This is a genomic window from Pseudomonas typographi (assembly GCF_014694385.1).
GTDB lineage: Bacteria > Pseudomonadota > Gammaproteobacteria > Pseudomonadales > Pseudomonadaceae > Aquipseudomonas > Aquipseudomonas typographi.
In genome coordinates this window covers 15,458-36,649 of sequence record NZ_JAAOCA010000042.1, presented here as the reverse complement: position 1 = coordinate 36,649, position 21,192 = coordinate 15,458, and the positions used below count along the sequence as shown (strand labels likewise).

Here is a 21,192-nt window from a genome sequence, read left to right as displayed (position 1 = left end):
GTTTTTTACCTTACCGTCGGGGCGCGCAACGCGCCCCGCGTTATGAACGGGCGGCGTGATGCTGAACAAATACCCTCTGTGGAAGTACATTCTGATCGTGGCGGTGCTGGCGGTCGGTTTTATCTATTCCGCACCCAACCTTTACCCCGACGACGCGGCCATCCAGGTCACGGGTGCCAGCAGTGCGCTGCAGGTGACCCAGGCCGAGATCGACAAGGCTAGCAAGGCGCTGGGCGATGCCGGTATCAAGGTCAAGGCAGCGACCATCGCCGAAAACGGCAAGGGCGGCCTGTTGCGCTTGGCCAAACAGGAAGACCAACTGCCCGCCAAGGACGTGGTGCGCAATACCTTGGGCGATGATTATGTGGTCGCGCTGAACCTGGCCCCCACCACCCCGCAATGGCTGCGCGCCCTGGGCGCGCACCCGATGAAGCTGGGCTTGGACCTGTCCGGTGGCGTGCATTTCTTGCTCGAAGTCGACATGGACAAAGCCGTTGACGCTCGCCTGCAGGTGTACGAGGGTGAGGTCAAGGCGCTGCTGCGCAAAGAGCGCGTGCGCTATCGCAGCCTGCCACAGCAAGACGACGCGATCCAACTGGGCTTCGCCGACGACGCCACCCGCGATCAGGCGCAGGCGCTGATCCGCAAGAATTTCACCGATTTCGACCTCACCACCTCCAGCCGTAACGAGCTGGCGGTATTGCGCCTCGGGTTGACCCAGGCCAAGCTGGCGGAAATCCGCGAGTACTCGATCAAGCAGAACCTCACCACGGTGCGCAACCGTGTCAATGAATTGGGTGTGGCCGAGCCGCTGGTGCAGCGCCAGGGCGCCAACCGCATCGTGGTCGAGCTGCCCGGCGTGCAAGACACCGCCGAAGCCAAGCGCATTTTGGGTAAAACCGCCAACCTCGAGTTTCGCCTGGGCGCAGGCCCGGACGACACCCGCGCCAGCACCGAAACCTTCGAGTTTCGCGATGGCAGCCGCCCACCGGCACCGGTCGAGCGTAGCTTGATCATCACCGGCGACCAGGTCACCGACGCCCAGGCCGGCTACGATGAACATGGCCGCCCGCAAGTGAACATCAAGCTCGATGGCCACGGCGGCGACTTGATGAACCGCGCCACCCGCAGCAATGTGGGGCGTAGCATGGCGGTGATTTTCATCGAGCAGAAGCCTTCGACCAAGACCGTGCGCCAGGTGGTAGACGGTGTGGAGCAGAACGTCAGCGTTCCGACCTTCACCGAAGACAAGAAAATCATCAGCCTGGCGACCATCCAGTCGCCGTTGGGCAACCAGTTCCGCATCACCGGCCTGGACGGCCAGGGCGAATCCTCCGAACTGGCATTGCTGCTGCGCGCCGGTGGCCTGGCGGCGCCGATGTACTTTGCCGAAGAGCGCACCATCGGCCCGAGCCTGGGTGCCGACAACATCACCAAAGGTATCGATGCATCGCTCTGGGGCATGCTTTTCGTGTCGCTGTTCATCATCGCCATCTATCGCTTCTTCGGCGTGATCGCCACCGTTGCGCTGAGCTTGAACATGGTCGTGCTGTTGGCCCTGATGTCGATCCTCGGCGCTACCCTGACCCTGCCCGGTATCGCCGGCATCGTGCTGACCATGGGCATGGCGGTAGACGCCAACGTGTTGATCTTCTCGCGTATCCGCGAAGAGATTGCCGCCGGCATGGCGGTGCAACGCGCCATCCACGAAGGCTTCAACCGCGCCTACACCGCGATCATCGACGCCAACCTCACCAGCCTGCTGGTGGGGGGCATCCTGTTCGCCATGGGTACCGGCCCGGTCAAGGGCTTTGCCGTGACCATGTCGCTCGGTATCTTCACCTCGATGTTTACGGCCATCATGGTGACCCGCGCGATCGTCAACCTGATCTACGGCGGCCGTGACGTCAAGAAGCTGTGGATCTAAGGGGCTGCCATGAAACTCAAGACGATTAACTTCATGGGCGTGCGCAACATCGCATTCGCCGTGACCGTGTTCCTCACCCTGCTGGCACTGTTCAGTTGGTACTACAAGGGCATCAACTTCGGCCTGGACTTCACCGGCGGTACGCTGATCGAGCTGACCTACGAGAAACCCGCGGACTTGGGCCAGGTGCGCAGTGAACTGGCCAAGGCGGGCTACCGTGAGGCGCTGGTGCAGAACTTCGGTGCCTCTACCGACCTGCTGGTGCGCATGCCCGGCGATGACCCGAAGCTGGGTAACGAAGTGGCGGGCGCCTTGCAGAAGTTCGGCAGCGATAACCCCGCTACCGTCAAGCGTGTGGAGTTCGTAGGCCCGCAGGTGGGCGAAGAGCTGCGCGATCAGGGCGGCTTGGGCATGCTCCTGGCGCTGGGCGGGGTGCTGGTATACCTGGCGTTCCGCTTCCAATGGAAGTTTGCCGTTGGCGCGATCGTTTCGCTGGTGCACGACGTGGTGGTGACCATGGGCATCCTGTCGTTCTTCCAGATTACCTTCGACTTGACCGTGCTCGCCGCGGTACTGGCCATCATCGGCTACTCGTTGAACGACACCATCGTGGTGTTCGACCGGGTGCGGGAAAACTTCCGGGTGATGCGTAAGGCTTCGTTGGTCGAAAACATCAACGTATCCACCACGCAAACACTGCTGCGGACCATCGCCACCTCGGTGTCGACACTGTTGGCGATCGCCGCGCTGTTGATATTCGGTGGCGACAACCTGTTCGGCTTCTCGTTGGCGTTGTTCATAGGCGTTATGGCGGGCACTTACTCCTCCATCTATATCGCCAACGTGGTGCTGATCTGGCTGAACCTCACCAGCGATGATTTGATTCCGCCAGCTACCAAAGATACGGCGGACGAACGCCCCTGAGGCCTTGCTCGGCAGGCCGTTAACCCCCTGAAAAGGCGCAAGTATTGAACTTGCGCCTTTTTTTTCACTCCAAGGCTGGGAGTGAGGCGGGTAGCCCCGTTATCGTGTTCAGGAGTACACAAAAGTGAATAAATCGTTGCTGATTGGTGCAGTGCTGGGTGCTGTCGGTGTGACCGCCGGGGGTGCTGTCGCAACCTACAGCCTCGTTAATAAAGGGCCTGAAAACGCTGTGGTGCTGGCGTCCGAGCCGATCAAGGAACAGATCAAGACGCCGCGCCAGGAATGCCATGACGTCACGGTCACCCGGCAAAAGCCGGTGCAAGACCAACATCAAATTGTCGGCAGTGTGCTCGGCGCCGTGGCAGGCGGCTTGCTGGGCAACCAGGTCGGTGGCGGCAACGGTAAGAAGCTCGCTACCGTGGCCGGCGCCGTCGGGGGTGGTTACGCGGGCAACAAGGTGCAAGAGCGCATGCAGGCCAACGACACCTACACCACCACGCAAACCCGCTGCAACACGGTTAACGATCTCAGCGATAAGGTGGTGGGGTACAACGTGAAATACCAGCTCAAGGGCCAGGTGGGCCAGGTGCGCATGGATCATGATCCGGGCTCAAGCATACCGGTCAACCCCCAGGGCCAACTGGTGTTGACCCAAGGCCAGCCGGGCCAGCCCGTGCAATAGCCTGCCCCGTTAAACAAAAAAAGCACCGCACGGTGCTTTTTTGTGTTCGGTGGCGCTTAGCTTAACGCTTCATCGACGCCGGCAGGTGCGGCTGGATAGCGGTCAACACCGCCTTGAAGCACTTGGTGTTGCCGGCCACGATATGGCCTTTTTCAAGGAAGTCGTGGTTGCCGGTGAAGTCGCTCACCAAACCCCCGGCTTCTTGGATCAGCAGCGCGCCGGCGGCGATATCCCATTCTGACAGGCCCGATTCCCAGAAAGCATCGAAGCGCCCAGCAGCGACGTAGGCGAGGTCGAGGCTGGCGGCGCCGGCGCGGCGGATGCCGGCGGTTTGGCCGATCAGGCTGCGAAACATGCCCAGGTAGTTATCCAGGTGGTCCATTTGGTTGTCGCGGAACGGGAAACCGGTGCCCAGCAGCGCGCCGTCCAGGCTGGTACGTTGGCTCACGCGCATGCGCCGGCCGTTGATCTGCGCGCCGTGGCCACGGCTGGCGGTGAATTCTTCTTGGCGCACGGGGTCGAGCACCACGGCGTGTTCGAGCCGGCCGCGATATTTGCAGGCGATGCTCACCGCGAAGTGCGGCACGCCACGCAGGAAGTTGGTGGTGCCGTCGAGCGGGTCGATGATCCACAGGTATTCCTGGCCATCGCCTGAGCCGGCATGCAGGCCGGTTTCTTCACCGAGAATGGCGTGGTTCGGGTAGGCCTTGCGCAAGGCCGTGACAATGTTGTGTTCGGCGGCGCGGTCGACTTCGCTCACGTAGTCGTTGGCGCCCTTTTCGTCGACCTTGAGGCTATCCAGCCGCTCGATGGAGCGGAAGATCAATTCACTGGCGCTGCGGGCGGCGCGCAGCGCGATATTCAGCATAGGCTGCATGGATGTGTTCACCTAGGTGGTTAAAAAAGAGCCGGGCATTCTACCAGAAACTGTTCCGGTAAAAAGAGCATGGCAGGCGTCGTGGCGTTGTTTTCGTCGGTTCGGTACTATTTATGCCTTTTCGCGAGCCAAGGCGCTTTACCGTGCTGCAGAATATTCGTGTCGTACTGGTCAATACCAGCCACCCCGGCAACATCGGCGGGGCTGCGCGTGCCATGAAGAACATGGGGTTGGGGCAGTTGGTGCTGGTAGCCCCGCACAGCTTCCCGGCACCGGAGGCCAGCGCGCGCGCCTCGGGTGCGGACGATGTACTGGCCAACGCGCGGGTGGTGCCCACCCTGGAAGAGGCCTTGGCCGGTTGCGCGCTGGTGTTGGGCACCAGTGCCCGTGACCGCAGCTTGCCCTGGCCGATGCTCGAACCGCGTGAATGCGGGCATAAAACCGTCGTGGCCGCCGCTGGCGGGCAGCCCGTGGCCTTGGTGTTCGGCCGCGAGCATGCCGGGCTTACCAACGATGAGCTGCAGCGCTGCCATTTTCACGTGCACATTCCGGCGAACCCGGACTTCAGCTCGTTGAACCTCGCCGCTGCGGTACAGGTGCTGGCCTATGAGGTGCGAACCGCATGGCTGGCCACTCAGGGCGCACCCGCCGCGGGGCCTGAGCCCGCGGCGCCAGCGCTGGCGACCATGGACCAAATGGAAGGGTTCTACCGGCACCTGGAGACCACCTTGGTCGAGGTCGGCTTTCTCGACCCCGCCAACCCCCGGCACCTGATGGCCCGCCTGCGCCGGTTGTTCGGGCGCAGTAACGTGGACCACACCGAAATGAGCATTTTGCGCGGTATCCTCACCGAAACCCAGAAGGCGGTACGTGGCGAGCCGCATAAGCGTAAGGAGCCCTAAATGTTCGAGCGCATGCGAGAAGACATCCGGAGCGTGTTTCACCGGGACCCGGCCGCGCGTAATGCGTTCGAGGTGCTGACCTGCTACCCAGGGCTGCACGCCATCTGGTTGCATCGCATAGCGCATGCCTTGTGGCGGCGCCAATGGAAGTGGCTGGCCCGTTCGGTGTCGAACTTCAGCCGCTGGCTGACGGGCATCGAGATCCACCCCGGCGCGCGCATCGGCCGGCGGTTTTTCATCGACCATGGCATGGGCATCGTTATTGGCGAAACGGCTGAACTGGGCGATGACGTTACCCTTTACCAGGGCGTGACCCTGGGAGGCACCAGTTGGAACGCCGGCAAGCGCCACCCTACGCTGGAAAACGGCGTGGTGGTGGGCGCTGGGGCCAAGGTGCTGGGCCCATTCGTGGTGGGCGCCGGCGCCAAGATCGGTTCCAACGCCGTGGTCACCAAGGCGGTGCCGGCTGGCGCGACCGCCGTGGGTATTCCGGCGAAGATCATCACCCAGGAGGCCCCCGGCGACGAGCAGGATGCCAAGCGCAAGGCCATGGCCGAGAAAATTGGCTTCGACGCCTACGGCATGGCCGGTGAAATGCCGGACCCCATGGCGCGGGCGGTGGGGCAGTTGCTTGACCACCTGCACGCCGTCGACGGCCGCCTCGAAGGCATGAGTGCGGCGCTGACCCAACTGGGCAGCGATTATCGCGGCAAAGACTTGCCCGAGCTTCGTGACGAGGATTTCGACTGTGTCAAAGGCGAGGCGCAAGCGGAGCGGGCCGCCAACGGCTGAAGCGTAAGCGGCGCTAGAATTGTGTGCTATCATCTTTCGCCGTTTCGCTGGCATTCCTGAGTAATTCACTGGGTCTTATAGTTGACTCATTTACTCGGGAATAGCATACTTGCCGCATCGTGATCCCCATCCAGCAACCTCGTGGTAACGACCCATGCGACTGACCACCAAAGGCCGATACGCCGTCACCGCCATGCTCGACCTGGCGTTGCATGCGCAACTTGGCCCCGTCTCGCTGGCAGACATCTCTGAGCGCCAGGGTATTTCGTTGTCTTATCTGGAGCAGTTGTTCGCCAAGCTTCGGCGCCGCAACTTGGTGTCGAGCGTGCGTGGCCCGGGTGGCGGGTATCAGTTGTCGCGAAACATGCAAGGTATCCAAGTGGCGCAGGTGATCGACGCGGTGAACGAGTCGGTCGACGCTACCCGGTGCCAGGGGATGGGAGATTGCCATTCCGGCGATACCTGCCTCACCCACCACCTGTGGTGTGACCTGAGCCAGCAGATTCATGAGTTCTTGAGTGGTATCAGTTTGGCCGACCTGGTCACCCGTCGCGAGGTACAGGAAGTGGCCCAACGTCAGGACCTGCGCCGCTGTAACGGGCGTGCGCCGATTCTGGACACCATAGAAACGTCCGTCGTCGACTGACCGCCCATAGAGCGGCGCGCGAGAGCCTGATAGGAGATTTTCAATGAAGTTGCCGATTTACCTCGATTACTCTGCCACCACGCCGGTCGACCCGCGTGTTGCCCAAAAAATGGTCGAATGCCTGACCCTCGATGGGAACTTCGGGAACCCTGCGTCGCGCTCCCACGTATTTGGCTGGAAGGCCGAGGAAGCGGTGGAGAATGCCCGCCGCCAGGTCGCCGACCTGGTCAACGCCGACCCACGTGAAATCGTTTGGACCAGCGGTGCCACCGAGTCCGACAACCTCGCCCTGAAGGGTGTGGCGCACTTCTACGCCGGCAAGGGCAAGCACCTGATCACCAGCAAAATAGAACACAAGGCCGTGCTCGACACCGCGCGCCAGCTTGAGCGCGAAGGTTTCGAAGTGACCTACCTGGAGCCCGGCGAAGACGGCCTGGTGACCCCGGCCATGGTCGAGGCGGCGCTGCGCGAAGACACCATTCTGGTGTCGGTCATGCACGTGAACAACGAAATCGGCACCATCAACGACATCGCCGCCATCGGCGAGCTTACCCGTTCGCGCGGGGTGCTGTTCCATGTCGATGCGGCGCAGTCCGCCGGCAAGGTGAGCATCGACCTGGCGAACCTGAAAGTAGACCTGATGTCGTTCTCTGCCCACAAAATCTACGGGCCCAAGGGTATCGGCGCGCTGTATGTGAGCCGTAAGCCACGGGTTCGCCTGGAGGCCGCCATGCACGGCGGTGGTCACGAGCGCGGCATGCGCTCCGGCACCCTGCCGACCCACCAGATCGTGGGCATGGGCGAGGCGTTCCGTATCGCCAAGGAAGAAATGGCCAGCGACAACGCCCGTATCAAGGCATTGGCCGAGCGTTTCTACGCCAAGGTGTCGGGCCTCGAGGAGCTGTACGTGAATGGCAGCCTTACCTCGCGCGTGCCGCACAACCTGAACCTGAGCTTCAACTATGTCGAAGGCGAGTCGCTGATCATGGCGCTGAAGGACCTGGCGGTTTCGTCCGGTTCGGCATGCACCTCCGCTTCGCTGGAACCGTCGTACGTATTGCGCGCCCTGGGCCGCAACGACGAACTGGCGCACAGCTCGATCCGTTTCGCCTTTGGCCGTTTCACCACCGAGGAAGAAATCGACTACGCCGCCGCCAAGGTCTGCGAGGCCGTGACCAAGCTGCGCGAATTGTCGCCGCTATGGGACATGTTCCAAGACGGCGTCGACCTGTCGAAGATCGAGTGGGCAGCGCACTGATTATTCAAGTCGCCAATACAGGCAAGGAAGCTGGTGGGCCCTGCTACAGGGCCCACAGAGCGACTACTGATGAGTTAAGAGGATAGAACACCATGGCTTACAGCGAAAAGGTCATCGACCACTACGAGAACCCGCGTAACGTGGGTAAGCTCGACAAGAACGACCCCACCGTCGGCACCGGCATGGTCGGTGCGCCGGCATGCGGCGACGTGATGCAACTGCAGATCAAGGTCAACGACCTGGGCGTGATCGAAGACGCCAAGTTCAAAACCTATGGCTGCGGCTCGGCCATCGCTTCCAGTTCACTCGCCACCGAGTGGATGAAAGGCAAAACCATCGACGAAGCCGAAACCATCAAGAACACCCAACTGGCCGAAGAGCTGGCCCTGCCGCCGGTTAAAATCCACTGCTCGGTACTCGCCGAAGACGCCATCAAGGCCGCCGTTCGCGATTACAGGCAGAAAAAAGGCCTGCTCTGACCGCATTGAAGGAGCTGCAATGGCTATCACCATGACCGAAGCTGCTGCCAACCACGTTCGTCGCTCCCTGCAAGGGCGCGGCAAAGGTGAGGGCATCCGCCTTGGGGTGCGCACCACCGGTTGTTCCGGCTTGGCCTACGTGCTTGAGTTTATCGACGAAGCCGGTAGCGACGACCAAGTGTTCGAGAACCACGGTGTAAAGGTGGTCATCGACCCCAAGAGCTTGGTGTACCTCGACGGTACTGAACTCGATTTCGTTCGCGAAGGGTTGAATGAAGGCTTCAAGTTCAACAACCCGAACGTGCGCGGTGAGTGTGGTTGCGGCGAAAGCTTCAACATTTGAGGTAAGCCCGTGGGTACTCTTTGCCACTATGCGCTGTTCGACCTCAAGCCGGCCTTTCGCCTGGACCTTGAGCAGTTGGCGGTGCGTTACCGCGAGCTGGCGCGCGGCGTTCACCCCGATCGCTTCGCCGATGCGCCGGAGCGTGAACAACGCCAGGCGCTGGAGCAATCCGCCGCGTTGAACGAGGCCTACCAGACCCTCAAAAGTGCGCCGCGCCGCGCGCGTTATTTGCTGGCCATTTCAGGCCATGAAGTGCCGCAGGAAATCACCGTGCAAGACCCGGTGTTCCTCCTGCAGCAGATGCAGTGGCGTGAAGAGCTCGAAGAACTGCAAGAAAACGCAGACATCGACGGTATAGTACCGTTCAAGAAGCGCCTGAAGGCCGCCCAGGCGAGCCTGGAAGACGACTTTGCCGGCTGCTGGGATAACCCGGCCGAGCATGAACAGGCCGAGCGCCTGATGCGCCGCATGCAGTTCCTCGACAAGCTGGGGCAGGAAGTGCGCCAGCTCGAAGAGCGCCTCGACGATTAACCCTGTGCCGCTTCGGTCGCACGCCTGATATCAGATAAGCATGGCTTTACTGCAGATCGCCGAACCTGGCCTGAGCCCTCAACCGCACCAGCGACGCTTGGCGGTGGGGATCGACTTGGGCACCACCAATTCGCTGGTTGCCGCCGTGCGCAGCGGCCTGTCCGAAACCTTGCCCGATGAGCAGGGCAGCGTGATCCTGCCCTCGGCCGTGCGCTACCACGAAGGTTTCGTGGAGGTGGGTGCCGCCGCCAAGGCCGCCGCCGCCAGCGACCCGTTCAACACTATCGTTTCGGTCAAGCGCCTGATGGGTCGCGGCATCGCCGACGTCAAGCAACTGGGCGAGCAATTGCCCTATCGCTTCGTCGAAGGCGAGTCGCACATGCCGTTCATCAGCACCGTGCAAGGGCCGAAAAGCCCGGTAGAGGTGTCGGCCGATATTTTAAAGGTGCTGCGCCAGCGCGCTGAGGCCACCCTTGGCGGCGAGCTGGTAGGGGCGGTGATTACCGTGCCGGCTTATTTCGACGATGCCCAGCGCCAAGCGACCAAGGACGCTGCGCGGCTCGCCGGGCTCAATGTGCTGCGCCTGCTCAACGAGCCGACTGCCGCGGCGGTGGCCTATGGCTTGGACCAAAGCGCCGAGGGCCTGATCGCAATCTACGACTTGGGCGGCGGCACTTTCGATATTTCCATTTTGCGCCTGACCGGCGGTGTGTTCGAAGTGCTTGCCACGGGCGGCGACAGTGCGTTGGGCGGGGACGACTTCGACCACGCCCTGGCGCAATGGATTATCGAGCAGGCAGGTTTGCCTGGCGACCTTTCGCCTTCGGCCCAGCGCCAGCTCTTGCAAGTGGCCTGTGCGGCGAAGGAGGCGCTCAGCAGCGCCCCCCGCGTGCCAATCGCCTATGGCGACTGGGCCGGTGAGGTGTCTCGCGACACCTTCGATGCATTGATCGAACCTATGCTTGCGCGCAGCCTCAAGGCCTGCCGCCGCGCCGTGCGCGACGCAGGTATCGAGGTCGATGAGGTGAGTGCCGTGGTGATGGTGGGCGGGTCTACCCGCGTACCGCGCGTGCGGCAGGCTGTGGGTGCATTGTTCGGCCGCGAACCGCTGATCGACATCGACCCCGACCAGGTGGTGGCGGTGGGCGCGGCGGTGCAAGCCGACCTGCTCGCCGGTAACGCCCGCGAAGGCGGCGAATTGCTGCTGTTGGACGTGATCCCGCTGTCGCTGGGGCTCGAAACCATGGGCGGGCTGATGGAAAAGGTCATCCCGCGCAATACCACGATCCCGGTCGCCCGCGCCCAGGATTTCACCACCTATAAAGATGGCCAGGCGGCCATGATGATCCACGTGCTGCAGGGTGAGCGCGAGTTGGTCAGCGATTGCCGCTCTTTGGCGCGTTTCGAACTGCGCGGCATCCCCCCGATGGTGGCGGGCGCCGCGAAAATCCGAGTCACCTTCCAGGTCGATGCCGACGGGCTGCTGAGCGTGTCGGCCCGTGAGCTGGCGTCTGGGGTGCAGGCCAGCATCGAGGTCAAGCCCTCGTATGGTCTCACCGACGGCGAAATTGCCCGCATGCTCAAGGATTCCTTCGCCTTCGCCAATGTGGATAAAGACGCCCGCCAACTGCGCGAATATCAAGTCGACGCCGAGCGCTTGGTCGAGGCGGTGCGCGCGGCACTGCAAGCCGATGGCGAGCGCCTGCTCGACCCCGAAGAACGGGAGGTCATCGAACTGCAGGTGAACGAACTGCACGCGCTGGCGCGCGGCAACGATGGCGCGGCCATCGACCAACAGACCAAGCGCCTGTCGCAGCTTACCGACGCGTTCGCCGCTCGGCGCATGAATTCCACTGTCAAGGCCGCCCTCGCCGGGCGCAACCTGGACGATATCGAGGACTGAACCATGCCGCAGATTATTTTTCTGCCCCACGCCGAGCACTGCCCCCAAGGGGCGGTGATCGAGGCCAGCCCGGGCGAAACCATCATCGCCGCGGCCAAGCGCAACGACATTGACATCGAGCACGCCTGCGAGATGTCATGCGCTTGCACCACTTGCCATGTGATCGTGCGCGAAGGTTTCAATTCCCTGGAGCCTTCGGACGAACTCGAAGACGATATGCTCGACAAGGCCTGGGGCTTGGAACCTGAGTCGCGGCTATCATGCCAGGCGGTGGTTGGCGAGCATGACCTGACCGTGGAAATTCCCAAGTACACCATCAACCAAGTGTCCGAAGGGCACTGACAGGATGCAATCATGAGTCTTAAATGGGTGGATGTGCAGGAGATTGCCATCCAGTTGGCCGAGGCCCACCCTGACGTGGACCCACGCCATGTGAATTTCGTGGCATTGCGCAACATGGCCATGGCCCTTCCGGGCTTCGACGACCACCCGGACCGCTGCGGGGAAAAGGTTCTTGAAGCGATCCAGGCGCTGTGGATCGAAGAAGCGGATTGAAACGCACCGCTGTTAGGCATTACCTAAGAACCCGCGTATAATTCGCGGGTTTAATTTTTGGCTTCACTCATTGTCTTCGGAGTTATACATGGCTGTTCAACGCACTTTTTCCATCATCAAGCCCGACGCGGTCGCCAAGAACGTCATTGGCCAGGTCGTCTCCCGCTTCGAAGGCGCTGGCCTGCGCGTCGTCGCCTCGAAAATGGTGCAATTGTCCGAGCGCGAGGCCGGTGGTTTCTACGCCGAGCACAAAGAGCGCCCATTCTTCGGTGACCTGGTCAAGTTCATGACCTCCGGCCCGGTCGTGCTGCAAGTGCTCGAAGGCGAGAACGCCATCCTGAAAAACCGCGAGCTGATGGGCGCCACTGACCCGAAGAAAGCCGAGCCGGGCACCCTGCGCGCCGACTTCGCCCAGTCGATCGACGAGAACGCCGTACACGGTTCGGACTCCGAGGCCTCGGCCGCGCGTGAAATCGCGTACTTCTTTTCCGAAACCGAAGTGTGCGCTCGCATCCGCTGATTGCGCAGCAGAGCGAAGGTGGTGAAACCATGGCCGTTGTGACCGCTAAAACGAACCTGCTGGGCCTCACCCAGCCGGAAATGGAAAAATTCTTCGACTCGCTCGGAGAAAAGCGCTTCCGCGCCGGCCAAGCGATGAAATGGATTCACCACTTTGGCGTCGATGATTTCGACGCCATGACCAATTTTGGCAAGGCCCTGCGCGAAAAGCTCAAGGCCACCGCCGAAATCCGTGGCCCGGAGGTCGTCAGCGAAGACATCTCCGCCGACGGCACCCGTAAATGGGTCGTGCGCGTCGCCTCCGGCAGTTGCGTCGAGACGGTTTACATTCCCCAGGGCAAGCGCGGCACGCTGTGCGTTTCGTCCCAGGCGGGCTGTGCCCTGGATTGCAGTTTCTGCTCCACCGGCAAGCAAGGCTTCAACAGCAACCTGACCGCCGCCGAAGTGATCGGGCAGGTCTGGATTGCCAACAAATCGTTCGGCAGCGTGCCGGCCACCGTCGACCGCGCCATCACCAACGTGGTGATGATGGGCATGGGCGAGCCCTTGCTGAACTTCGATAACGTGGTTGCGGCCATGCACCTGATGATGGACGACCTCGGTTACGGCATTTCCAAGCGCCGGGTGACGCTGTCCACCTCTGGCGTGGTGCCAATGATCGACGAATTGGCCAAGCACCTTGACGTGTCGCTGGCGTTGTCGCTGCACGCACCCAACGACGCATTGCGTAACCAGTTGGTGCCGATCAACAAGAAGTACCCGCTCAAGGTGGTGCTCGACGCCTGCATGCGGTACATGGCCGCCCTGGGCGAGAAGCGCGTGCTGACCATCGAGTACACGCTGCTCAAGGATGTCAACGACCGGCCCGAGCATGCCGCCGAGATGGTCGAGCTGCTCAAGCAGGTACCCTGCAAGGTCAACCTGATCCCTTTCAACCCGTTCCCGCATTCTGGTTATGAGCGCCCCAGCAACAATACGATCCGGCGCTTCCAAGACACATTGCACCATGCCGGTTTCAACGTTACCGTGCGCACCACCCGTGGCGAGGACATCGACGCGGCCTGTGGCCAATTGGTGGGGCAAGTAATGGATAAAACCCGCCGCAGCGAACGTTACATTGCCGTGCGCCAACTGGCGTCGGATGCCGAGGTGGCACAGTTGGCGGCCTCCAGGCCATGATGCCGGCTCCCTGAAGAGAGGATCTCCATGACGTTGCGCGCCGCGCTCCTGCTGTTGCTGATTGGCTTGGTTTCCGGCTGTGTAACCACCGGTAAAATCAACCCGATGGACACGAAAAAAGGCCGCAACGAAGCGCGCGACGCCTACATCCAGTTGGGTTTGGGGTATCTTCGCCAGGGCGATACCGAACGCGCCAAGGTGCCGCTCAAAAGCGCGCTGGACCTCGACCCGCGCAGCCAGGCCGCTAATGCCGCGCTGGCACTGGTGTTCCAGGCCGAGCGCGAGCCACAGCTTGCCGAGGAGTATTTCCGCAAGTCGCTGTCGGCCGGTGAGGATGCGCGCATTCGCAACAACTATGGCAGTTTCCTGTACGAGCAAAAACGCTACCCAGAAGCTTACGAAATGTTTCAAAAGGCGGCCGACGACCCGTTGTATCCTGAGCGCTCCCGGGTGTTCGAAAACCTCGGCATGGCCGCCTTGCAGCTTGGCCACCGGGATGAAGCGCAAGGGTACCTGGAAAAAGCCGTGGGCATGAACCGCCAGCAGCCGCGGGCACTGTTGGAACTGGCTGAAATCGCCTACGCTCGGCAGCAGTACGTGCCGGCTCGGGATTACTTCCAGCGGTTCAGCCAACTGAGCGAGCAGAATGCCCGCAGCCTGCTGTTGGGTGTGCGCCTGGCCAAGGTATTTGATGACAAGAACACGGCCGCCAGTTACGGCCTGCAACTCAAACGACTTTATCCCGGTACGCCGGAATACCAGCAATACCTGTCGGAGCAATGATGAAAGTGGCCCACCCAGAAGTTGTCGCAGCGGCTCGCACGAACCCGGGGGAAACACTGCGTCTGGCTCGCGAAAGCAGAGGCTGGACGCTTCCCGAGGTCGCCACACGCCTCAACCTGACCCAGGTATCGCTTGCCAACCTTGAGGCCGGCGCCTTCGACCGCCTGCCAGGGCATACCTTCGCCCGCGGGTATATCCGTGCATATGCCAAGCTGCTGAGCATGGACCAAGCCCCGCTGGTCGAGGCGTTCGATCAGTACACCGGCACCAATGCCGAGGGCAGCGAAGTGCATGGCCTGGGGCGTATCGAAGAGCCCATGCGGCTGTCGCAGAACCTGCTGCGTATCGTGAGCCTGGTGCTGTTGCTGTGCGTGATCGGCGGCGGCTTTTTTTGGTGGCAAGATCAATACGGCGCCCGCCGCGAGCCCGCCAACGCGCCTATGGAGCACGTAGAGGTCGAAAGCGCCGATGGCACCACGCAGATCCATCCCATCGACGAACCGGAAGACCCAGCAGCCAACCCGGGCAGCGTAACCCAGGCACCGGTGCCTGGGCAGGTCGAGCAACCGGCACCGGCTACCCCTACGCCGGCCCCGAATCCGCCTGCGTTGGCCCAGCCGCCTGCGGCCGCCGCCAGTGGGCCGGGTACCGCGCCCCCACCGGCTGCCGCCCAGGTACCGGCGCCGGTGCCGCAGGCGCAACCGCAGGCCTCGGCGCAGCCGCTGCCGCCGGGCCCCGGCGAAGGCCAGGTAAACATTCAGTTCAGCGCCGACTGCTGGCTGCAAGTCACCGATGGTAACGGCAAGGTCATGTTCTCTGGGCTCAAGCGCAAGGGCGACAGCCTCGGCGTGAATGGCAAGCCACCCTTGCAAGTGCGGCTGGGCTACGCCCGTGGCGCTGAGCTTACCTACAACGGCCAGGCCGTAGACTTGAAGCCTTTCACCAGTGGTGAAACCGCACGCGTCAAATTGGGGCAATAACATGCACGGTGAGAGTCCGATCAAACGCCGCCTATCCCGCAAGATCTGGGTGGGTTCCGTACCGGTAGGGGGCGACGCCCCCATCGCGGTGCAGAGCATGACCAATACCGATACCCTGGACGTGGCCGCCACGGTGGCGCAGATCGCCCGCCTGGAAGATGCCGGTGCCGACATTGTGCGGGTGTCAGTGCCCGACATGGACGCCGCCGAGGCGTTTGGCAAAATCAAGCAGCAGGTCAAGGTGCCGCTGGTGGCCGATATTCATTTCGACTATCGCATTGCGTTGCGCGTGGCTGAACTGGGGGTCGACTGCCTGCGCATCAACCCCGGCAACATCGGCCGCGAAGACCGCGTGCAGGCGGTGGTGTCCGCCGCCCGCGACCGCGGTATCCCGATCCGTATCGGGGTGAACGCCGGGTCGCTGGAAAAAGACCTGCAAAAAAAATACGGCGAACCCACACCGGCCGCCTTGCTTGAGTCGGCGCTGCGCCATGCCGACCATCTCGACCGCCTCGATTTCCAAGACTACAAAGTCAGCGTAAAGGCGTCCGACGTGTTCATGGCCGTTGAAGCGTATCGGCTGCTGGCCAAGCAGATCAGCCAGCCGCTGCACCTGGGCATCACCGAAGCCGGTGGCCTGCGCTCCGGTACCGTCAAGTCGTCGGTGGGCCTGGGGATGCTGCTGGCCGAGGGGATCGGCGACACTATCCGCATCTCGCTGGCGGCCGACCCGGTCGAAGAAGTGAAGGTGGGCTACGACATCCTCAAGTCGCTGCGCCTGCGCTCGCGCGGGATCAACTTCATTGCCTGCCCGAGTTGCTCGCGGCAGAACTTCGACGTGGTCAAGACCATGAACGAACTCGAAGGGCGCCTGGAAGATTTGCTGGTGCCGATGGACGTGGCCGTGATCGGCTGCGTGGTCAATGGCCCTGGCGAGGCCAAGGAGGCCCATGTGGGGCTTACTGGCGGTACGCCGAACCTGGTCTATATCGACGGCAAGCCGTCGCAAAAGCTGACTAACGATAATTTGGTGGATGAGCTGGAACAGCTTATCCGGCGCAAGGCGGCTGAAAAAGCCGAGGCCGATGCGGCGCTGATTGCGCGTGGCTGACCGCCCGTGGCTGGCCGCCTGTAGCAAGCAGCCCATGACCGAACACACGCTTAAGGATTTTTTGTGAGCAAGTCTTTGCAAGCCATTCGTGGCATGAACGATATCCTGCCCGAGCAAACGCCGCTGTGGCGTTATTTCGAGGGCACCGTGGCGGGGTTGCTGGACGCCTATGGCTACCGCCAGATCCGGATGCCGATCGTGGAGTTCACCGAGCTGTTCAAGCGCTCGATCGGTGAAGTGACCGACATCGTCGAAAAAGAGATGTACACCTTCGAAGACCGCAACGGAGACTCGCTGACCCTGCGCCCGGAAGGCACCGCGGCCTGTGTACGCGCGGTGCTCGAACATGGCATTACCGGCGGTGGCCAGGCGCAAAAGCTGTGGTACATCGGCCCGATGTTTCGCCACGAGCGCCCGCAGAAGGGCCGCTACCGCCAATTCCACCAGATCGGCGTGGAAGTATTCAACCTGGCGGGCCCCGATATCGACGCCGAATTGATCGCCTTGACTTGGCGCCTGTGGGGTGCGTTGGGCATTCGTGATGCGGTCAAGCTCGAGCTCAACAGCCTGGGCACCAGCGCCGCCCGGGCCCGGTACCGCGATGCCCTGGTTGCATTCTTGGGTGAGCGCCTTGGGCAGCTCGACGAGGACAGCCAGCGCCGGCTCAAGACCAACCCGCTGCGCATCCTCGACAGCAAGGTGGAGCAAACCCAGGCGCTGTTGGCCGATGCGCCAAAGCTTGCCGACTACCTCGACGAAGAGTCACAGGTGCACTTCGAGGGGCTCAAGGCGCGCCTGGACGCCGCCGGTATCCCCTATGTGATCAACCCCAAGCTGGTGCGTGGCCTGGATTACTACGGCAAAACCGTATTCGAATGGGTCACCGACCAGCTCGGCGCCCAGGGCACCGTGTGTGCCGGGGGCCGTTACGATGGGCTGGTGGAACAAATGGGCGGCAAGCCCACCGCCGGGGTGGGCTTCGCCATGGGCATCGAGCGGTTGATCCTGCTGCTGGAAACCCTGGGGCAGGTGCCAGCCTCCATCGCCCGGTCAGTTGACCTGTACCTGTGCGCCTTCGGTGAACAGGCCGAGCTGGCAGGCCTGGCGCTGGCCGAGCGGGTGCGTGACCAGTTGCCGTCGCTGCGCCTGCAGGTCAATGCCGGTGGCGGTAGTTTCAAAAGCCAATTCAAAAAGGCCGACAAGAGCGGTGCGTTGTATGCGTTGATCCTGGGGGACGACGAACTGGCCCGGCAAGTGGTAGGGTTCAAGCCCCTGCGCGGCCAGGGCGAGCAAGAGCATATCGCCTGGGCTGACCTGGCGAGTTTTCTCGCCAGCGTCGACCTCACGGCTTGACCCGCGCAACGCGCAGTATTCGAACATAGGAGTATCGGGGTGTCTGGTAGCGATGATGAAGAGCTGGTCCAATTGAAGGACTGGTGGCAGCGCAATGGTAAGCCTTTGGTCACCGGTGGCCTGTTGGCGCTGGTGGTGGTATTCGGCTGGCAGGCATGGCAGCGGTACCAGGCCAACCAGGCCCAGGGCGCCTCCAACCTGTATCAGCAATTGGTCGAGGCCGCGCTTAGCCCGGATGGCAAACCCGACCTGCCCAAGGTCAACTACCTGGCCGGCGAGCTCGACAAGAACTTCGCCGGCACCGCTTACGACCAATACGGCAAGCTGTTCGTGGCCAAGGTAGCAGTTGGCGCGGGCAAGCTGGACGACGCGGCCACGCAACTGCAGGCGGTAGTCGATAAGCCCGCCAACGCCACCTTGGGGGAGCTCGCCCGCGAGCGCCTTGCCCAAGTGCTGGCGGTTCAGAATAAAGCCGAGCAAGCGCTCAAGCTGCTCGACGGCGAAGCCGACAAGGCTTTTGTTGCCAGCCGTGAAGAACTCAAGGGCGACCTGTTGGTGCGCCTGGGGCGCACCGATGATGCGTTCGCCGCTTACCAGAAGGCCAAGGCCGCGTTGCCCGATGACGCTGCGGTCGGTGGCCTGCAGACCAAGCTCGACGACCTGGCCAAAGGGGATGCCTGACGTGATGCGATGGAAACATGTGGCGCTGTTGGCGCTGGCCCTGGCCGTGGTGGGTTGCAGCAGCAACAGCAAGAAGGAACTGCCCCCGGCCGAACTGCAGGATTTCAAGGAAGAGGTCAGCCTCGCCAAGGTCTGGAGCTGCAGCGTGGGCGATGGCCAGGGCGACACTTACAACATGTTGGTACCGGCGGTGGAGAACAACACGCTCTATGCCGCCGACGTGACCGGCGTCGTCATGGCAATGGACCGCATGACCGGCGACGTTCAGTGGAAAAAAGACCTTGAGCGGCCGATCTCCGGCGCGGTAGGCGTGGGCTATGGCCTGCTGATCGTCGGCACCCTGCGTGGGGACGTCGTGGCGCTGGATTCGGCCACGGGCGAGCAAAAGTGGGTGGCCAACGTGAAAGCCGAAGTGCTGGCACCGCCTGCGACCAACGGTGACGTGGTGGTGGTGCAAACTCAGGATGACCGCCTGGTCGGCCTGGATGCCAACACCGGCGACCAGCGCTGGGTGTATGACAGCACCCCGGCAGTGTTGACCCTGCGTGGTACCGGCGCGCCGCTGGCGACCAACCAATTGGCGATCGCCGGGCTGTCCAGCGGTAAAGTAGTCGCGTTGGACATCAACAGCGGCACCCCAGTCTGGGAAAACCGCGTGGCAATCCCCCAGGGCCGTTCGGAACTGGACCGTGTCGTAGACATCGACGGCGGCCTGCTGCTGTCCGGCGGTGTGCTCTACGTGGCCAGCTACCAGGGCAAGATGGCTGGGATAGACCTGCAAAGCGGCCGTACCGTGTGGGAGCGGGAAGCATCGAGCTATGCCGGCGTTGCCCAAGGCTTCGGCAGCCTTTACGTGGCGGAGGCCAGCGGTACGGTCGAAGGCGTCGATGAGCGCTCGACCACCGGGCTGTGGAGCAACGACCAACTGGCCCGCCGCCAGTTGACCGCGCCGGAAGTGTTCTCCAGCTACATCGCCGTGGGCGACATGGAAGGCTACCTGCACTTGCTCAGCCAGGTCGATGGCCGTTTCGTCGGCCGCATCCGCGTAGACAGCGATGGCCTGCGGGCGCGCCCACTGGTGGTCGGCGACATGATTTATGTCTACGGCAACAGCGGCAAGCTCGAGGCGCTGACCGCCAAGTGATGCGTTGACTATGCTTGGGGCATACCTGCCCCGGGCAGCCCGGTGAGCCGGGCGAAACACCCGGCCGCTGCCTTGCAGCGGCCTTTGCATTTTCATGAATTTCGTTGGAGAGCCGCATGGTTCCCGTAATCGCCCTGGTGGGCCGCCCCAACGTTGGGAAGTCCACCCTGTTCAACCGCCTGACCAAAAGCCGTGATGCCATCGTGGGCGATCTTGCCGGCCTGACCCGCGACCGCCAATACGGTGAGGCGCTCTGGCAGGGGCGGTCGTATATCGTGATCGACACCGGTGGCATTTCCGGTGACGAGCAAGGCATGGATGAAAAAATGGCCGAGCAGTCACTGCTGGCCATCGAAGAAGCCGACGTGGTGCTGTTCATGGTCGATGCCCGTGCCGGTTTTACCGCCGCCGACCAGATGATCGCCGAGCACCTGCGCAAGCGGAACAAGCACTCGCTGCTGGTGGCCAACAAAATCGACCACTTCGACCCGGACGTGGCCCGTGCGGAGTTCTCCCCGCTGGGCATGGGTGATGCCATCCCAGTGGCTGCCGCCCACGGCCGTGGCGTCAATAACCTGCTCGAAGCGTGCCTGGGTGAGTTCCCCCGCGACCCGGAAGCGCCCACTTTCGAAGACGTCGCCGAGGGCGAAGAAGCGGTACGCATCCCTGGCCCGAGCGAAAAGGACGGTATCAAAATCGCCATCATCGGCCGGCCCAACGTGGGCAAGTCGACCCTGGTCAACCGCATGCTCGGTGAAGAGCGGGTTATCACCTACGATGAGCCCGGCACCACCCGCGACAGTATCTATATCCCCTTCGAGCGGGACGGCGAAAAATACACCTTCATTGATACCGCAGGGGTACGTAAGCGCGGCAAAATCCACGAAGAAGTCGAGAAGTTCTCGGTGGTCAAAACGTTACAGGCCATCAAGGACGCCAATGTGGTGGTGTTCGTGATGGACGCCCGTGAAGGGGTGGTCGACCACGACCTCAACCTGTTGGGCTTCGCCCTGGAGGCCGGGCGCGCCATCGTGATCGCGCTGAACAAATGGGACGGCATGCAGCCGGGCGAACGCGACTACGTGAAGACCGAGCTGCAACGCCGGCTGTTCTTTGTAGACTTTGCCGACATTCACTTCATTTCGGCGCTGCACGGCACCGGCGTCGGCCATTTGTATGGTTCAGTGCAGGCCGCGTTCAGGTCAGCGGTCACCCGTTGGCCCACCAGCCGCCTGACGCAGATCCTCGAAGACGCCGTCAGCGACCACCAGCCGCCCATGGTCAATGGCCGCCGGATCAAGCTGCGCTATGCCCACCTGGGTGGCGCCAACCCGCCGCTGATCGTGATCCACGGCAACCAGACCGAAAAAGTCCCCAACTCGTACGTGCGTTACCTCGAAAATACCTACCGGCGTGTGCTCAAGCTGGTTGGCACGCCGATTCGCATTGAGTTCAAGGGCGGCGAAAACCCCTACGAGGGCAAGAAGAACACCTTGACCGACCGCCAGGTCAACAAGAAGCGCCGGTTGATGTCGCACCACAAAAAGGCCGAAAAGAAGCGCAAGGACAAGCGCTGATACCCGTAGGGCAGGGCGGCCTTTGCCGGCGGCCCCTGCGCTAGGC

23 protein-coding genes are annotated in these 21,192 nt (G+C 62.4%); 22 read left to right on the top strand and 1 reads right to left on the bottom strand.

All coding sequences use genetic code 11. The annotated features are described in order from the left end of the window. The first annotated feature begins 58 nt into the window (after positions 1–58). From secD to HAQ05_RS24390, 3 genes are all read left to right on the top strand, one after another. Positions 59–1,927, top strand: coding sequence for a protein translocase subunit SecD (secD, locus tag HAQ05_RS24400; RefSeq protein WP_190425841.1), 1,869 nt, complete (start codon positions 59–61; stop codon positions 1,925–1,927). 9 nt (positions 1,928–1,936) lie between these two features. After that, on the top strand, positions 1,937–2,851 hold the full coding sequence (gene secF / locus HAQ05_RS24395) for a protein translocase subunit SecF (RefSeq protein WP_190425839.1): 915 nt from the start codon (positions 1,937–1,939) through the stop codon (positions 2,849–2,851). Positions 2,852–2,975: 124 nt separating this feature from the next. Continuing rightward, positions 2,976–3,533 (top strand): glycine zipper 2TM domain-containing protein, encoded by a 558-nt coding sequence (locus HAQ05_RS24390; RefSeq protein ID WP_190425837.1) that lies wholly within the window; start codon positions 2,976–2,978, stop codon positions 3,531–3,533. Positions 3,534–3,594: 61 nt separating this feature from the next. Here HAQ05_RS24390 and suhB read toward each other — a convergent pair whose 3' ends face one another. Beyond that, positions 3,595–4,410, bottom strand: coding sequence for a type III secretion system regulator SuhB (gene suhB / locus HAQ05_RS24385; RefSeq protein ID WP_190425835.1), 816 nt, complete (start codon positions 4,408–4,410; stop codon positions 3,595–3,597). Positions 4,411–4,553: 143 nt separating this feature from the next. On the opposite strand from suhB, the gene trmJ reads away from it, so the two are divergent. The 19 genes from trmJ (at position 4,554) to der (ending at position 21,146) form a co-directional block, all read left to right on the top strand. Further along, positions 4,554–5,312, top strand: a complete 759-nt coding sequence (trmJ, locus tag HAQ05_RS24380) for a tRNA (cytosine(32)/uridine(32)-2'-O)-methyltransferase TrmJ (protein WP_190425832.1) — start codon at positions 4,554–4,556, stop codon at positions 5,310–5,312. After that, positions 5,313–6,104: a serine O-acetyltransferase gene (gene cysE / locus HAQ05_RS24375; RefSeq protein WP_190425829.1), complete on the top strand. Its 792-nt coding sequence runs from the start codon at positions 5,313–5,315 to the stop codon at positions 6,102–6,104. Positions 6,105–6,258: 154 nt separating this feature from the next. Further along, complete coding sequence (gene iscR, locus HAQ05_RS24370; RefSeq protein WP_190425826.1) at positions 6,259–6,750, top strand: Fe-S cluster assembly transcriptional regulator IscR; 492 nt, start codon at positions 6,259–6,261, stop codon at positions 6,748–6,750. Between the two features lie 43 nt (positions 6,751–6,793). Beyond that, entirely contained in the window at positions 6,794–8,008 is a 1,215-nt protein-coding gene (locus HAQ05_RS24365; protein WP_190425823.1) for an IscS subfamily cysteine desulfurase, read from the top strand. 92 nt (positions 8,009–8,100) lie between these two features. After that, positions 8,101–8,487: a Fe-S cluster assembly scaffold IscU gene (gene iscU / locus HAQ05_RS24360; protein WP_190425820.1), complete on the top strand. Its 387-nt coding sequence runs from the start codon at positions 8,101–8,103 to the stop codon at positions 8,485–8,487. A 19-nt stretch (positions 8,488–8,506) separates the two neighbouring features. Further along, positions 8,507–8,830, top strand: a complete 324-nt coding sequence (gene iscA, locus HAQ05_RS24355; RefSeq protein ID WP_190425817.1) for an iron-sulfur cluster assembly protein IscA — start codon at positions 8,507–8,509, stop codon at positions 8,828–8,830. 9 nt (positions 8,831–8,839) lie between these two features. Then, positions 8,840–9,361 carry a co-chaperone HscB gene (hscB, locus tag HAQ05_RS24350; protein WP_190425814.1) on the top strand — a complete coding sequence of 174 codons (522 nt, stop codon included), beginning with the start codon at positions 8,840–8,842 and terminating at the stop codon, positions 9,359–9,361. Positions 9,362–9,401: 40 nt separating this feature from the next. Further along, the gene (hscA, locus tag HAQ05_RS24345) at positions 9,402–11,264 is read left to right on the top strand and encodes a Fe-S protein assembly chaperone HscA (protein WP_190425810.1); all 1,863 of its coding nucleotides are present in this window, start codon (positions 9,402–9,404) and stop codon (positions 11,262–11,264) included. 3 nt (positions 11,265–11,267) lie between these two features. Further along, positions 11,268–11,606 carry an ISC system 2Fe-2S type ferredoxin gene (fdx, locus tag HAQ05_RS24340; protein WP_190425808.1) on the top strand — a complete coding sequence of 113 codons (339 nt, stop codon included), beginning with the start codon at positions 11,268–11,270 and terminating at the stop codon, positions 11,604–11,606. Between the two features lie 12 nt (positions 11,607–11,618). Further along, the gene (iscX, locus tag HAQ05_RS24335; RefSeq protein WP_190425805.1) at positions 11,619–11,819 is read left to right on the top strand and encodes a Fe-S cluster assembly protein IscX; all 201 of its coding nucleotides are present in this window, start codon (positions 11,619–11,621) and stop codon (positions 11,817–11,819) included. An 88-nt stretch (positions 11,820–11,907) separates the two neighbouring features. Beyond that, positions 11,908–12,339, top strand: coding sequence for a nucleoside-diphosphate kinase (gene ndk / locus HAQ05_RS24330; protein ID WP_190425803.1), 432 nt, complete (start codon positions 11,908–11,910; stop codon positions 12,337–12,339). Between the two features lie 29 nt (positions 12,340–12,368). After that, a complete protein-coding gene (gene rlmN, locus HAQ05_RS24325) occupies positions 12,369–13,517 on the top strand; it encodes a dual-specificity RNA methyltransferase RlmN (protein WP_190425800.1) in 1,149 nt (382 codons plus the stop codon). A 27-nt stretch (positions 13,518–13,544) separates the two neighbouring features. Further along, positions 13,545–14,300, top strand: a complete 756-nt coding sequence (pilW, locus tag HAQ05_RS24320) for a type IV pilus biogenesis/stability protein PilW (RefSeq protein ID WP_190425797.1) — start codon at positions 13,545–13,547, stop codon at positions 14,298–14,300. Beyond that, on the top strand, positions 14,300–15,280 hold the full coding sequence (locus HAQ05_RS24315; RefSeq protein WP_190425794.1) for a RodZ domain-containing protein: 981 nt from the start codon (positions 14,300–14,302) through the stop codon (positions 15,278–15,280). The genes pilW and HAQ05_RS24315 overlap by 1 nt, the downstream gene beginning before the upstream one ends. 1 nt (position 15,281) lies before the next feature. Further along, positions 15,282–16,391 carry a flavodoxin-dependent (E)-4-hydroxy-3-methylbut-2-enyl-diphosphate synthase gene (gene ispG, locus HAQ05_RS24310; RefSeq protein ID WP_190425790.1) on the top strand — a complete coding sequence of 370 codons (1,110 nt, stop codon included), beginning with the start codon at positions 15,282–15,284 and terminating at the stop codon, positions 16,389–16,391. A gap of 63 nt (positions 16,392–16,454) precedes the next feature. Next, positions 16,455–17,744: a histidine--tRNA ligase gene (gene hisS, locus HAQ05_RS24305; protein ID WP_190425788.1), complete on the top strand. Its 1,290-nt coding sequence runs from the start codon at positions 16,455–16,457 to the stop codon at positions 17,742–17,744. Between the two features lie 39 nt (positions 17,745–17,783). Next, entirely contained in the window at positions 17,784–18,425 is a 642-nt protein-coding gene (locus HAQ05_RS24300; protein WP_190425786.1) for a tetratricopeptide repeat protein, read from the top strand. Further along, positions 18,418–19,569, top strand: coding sequence for an outer membrane protein assembly factor BamB (gene bamB, locus HAQ05_RS24295; protein WP_202988111.1), 1,152 nt, complete (start codon positions 18,418–18,420; stop codon positions 19,567–19,569). Before HAQ05_RS24300 ends, bamB begins: the two co-directional genes overlap by 8 nt. A 116-nt stretch (positions 19,570–19,685) precedes the next feature. After that, on the top strand, positions 19,686–21,146 hold the full coding sequence (der, locus tag HAQ05_RS24290; RefSeq protein ID WP_190425783.1) for a ribosome biogenesis GTPase Der: 1,461 nt from the start codon (positions 19,686–19,688) through the stop codon (positions 21,144–21,146). The last annotated feature ends 46 nt before the right edge of the window (positions 21,147–21,192 follow it).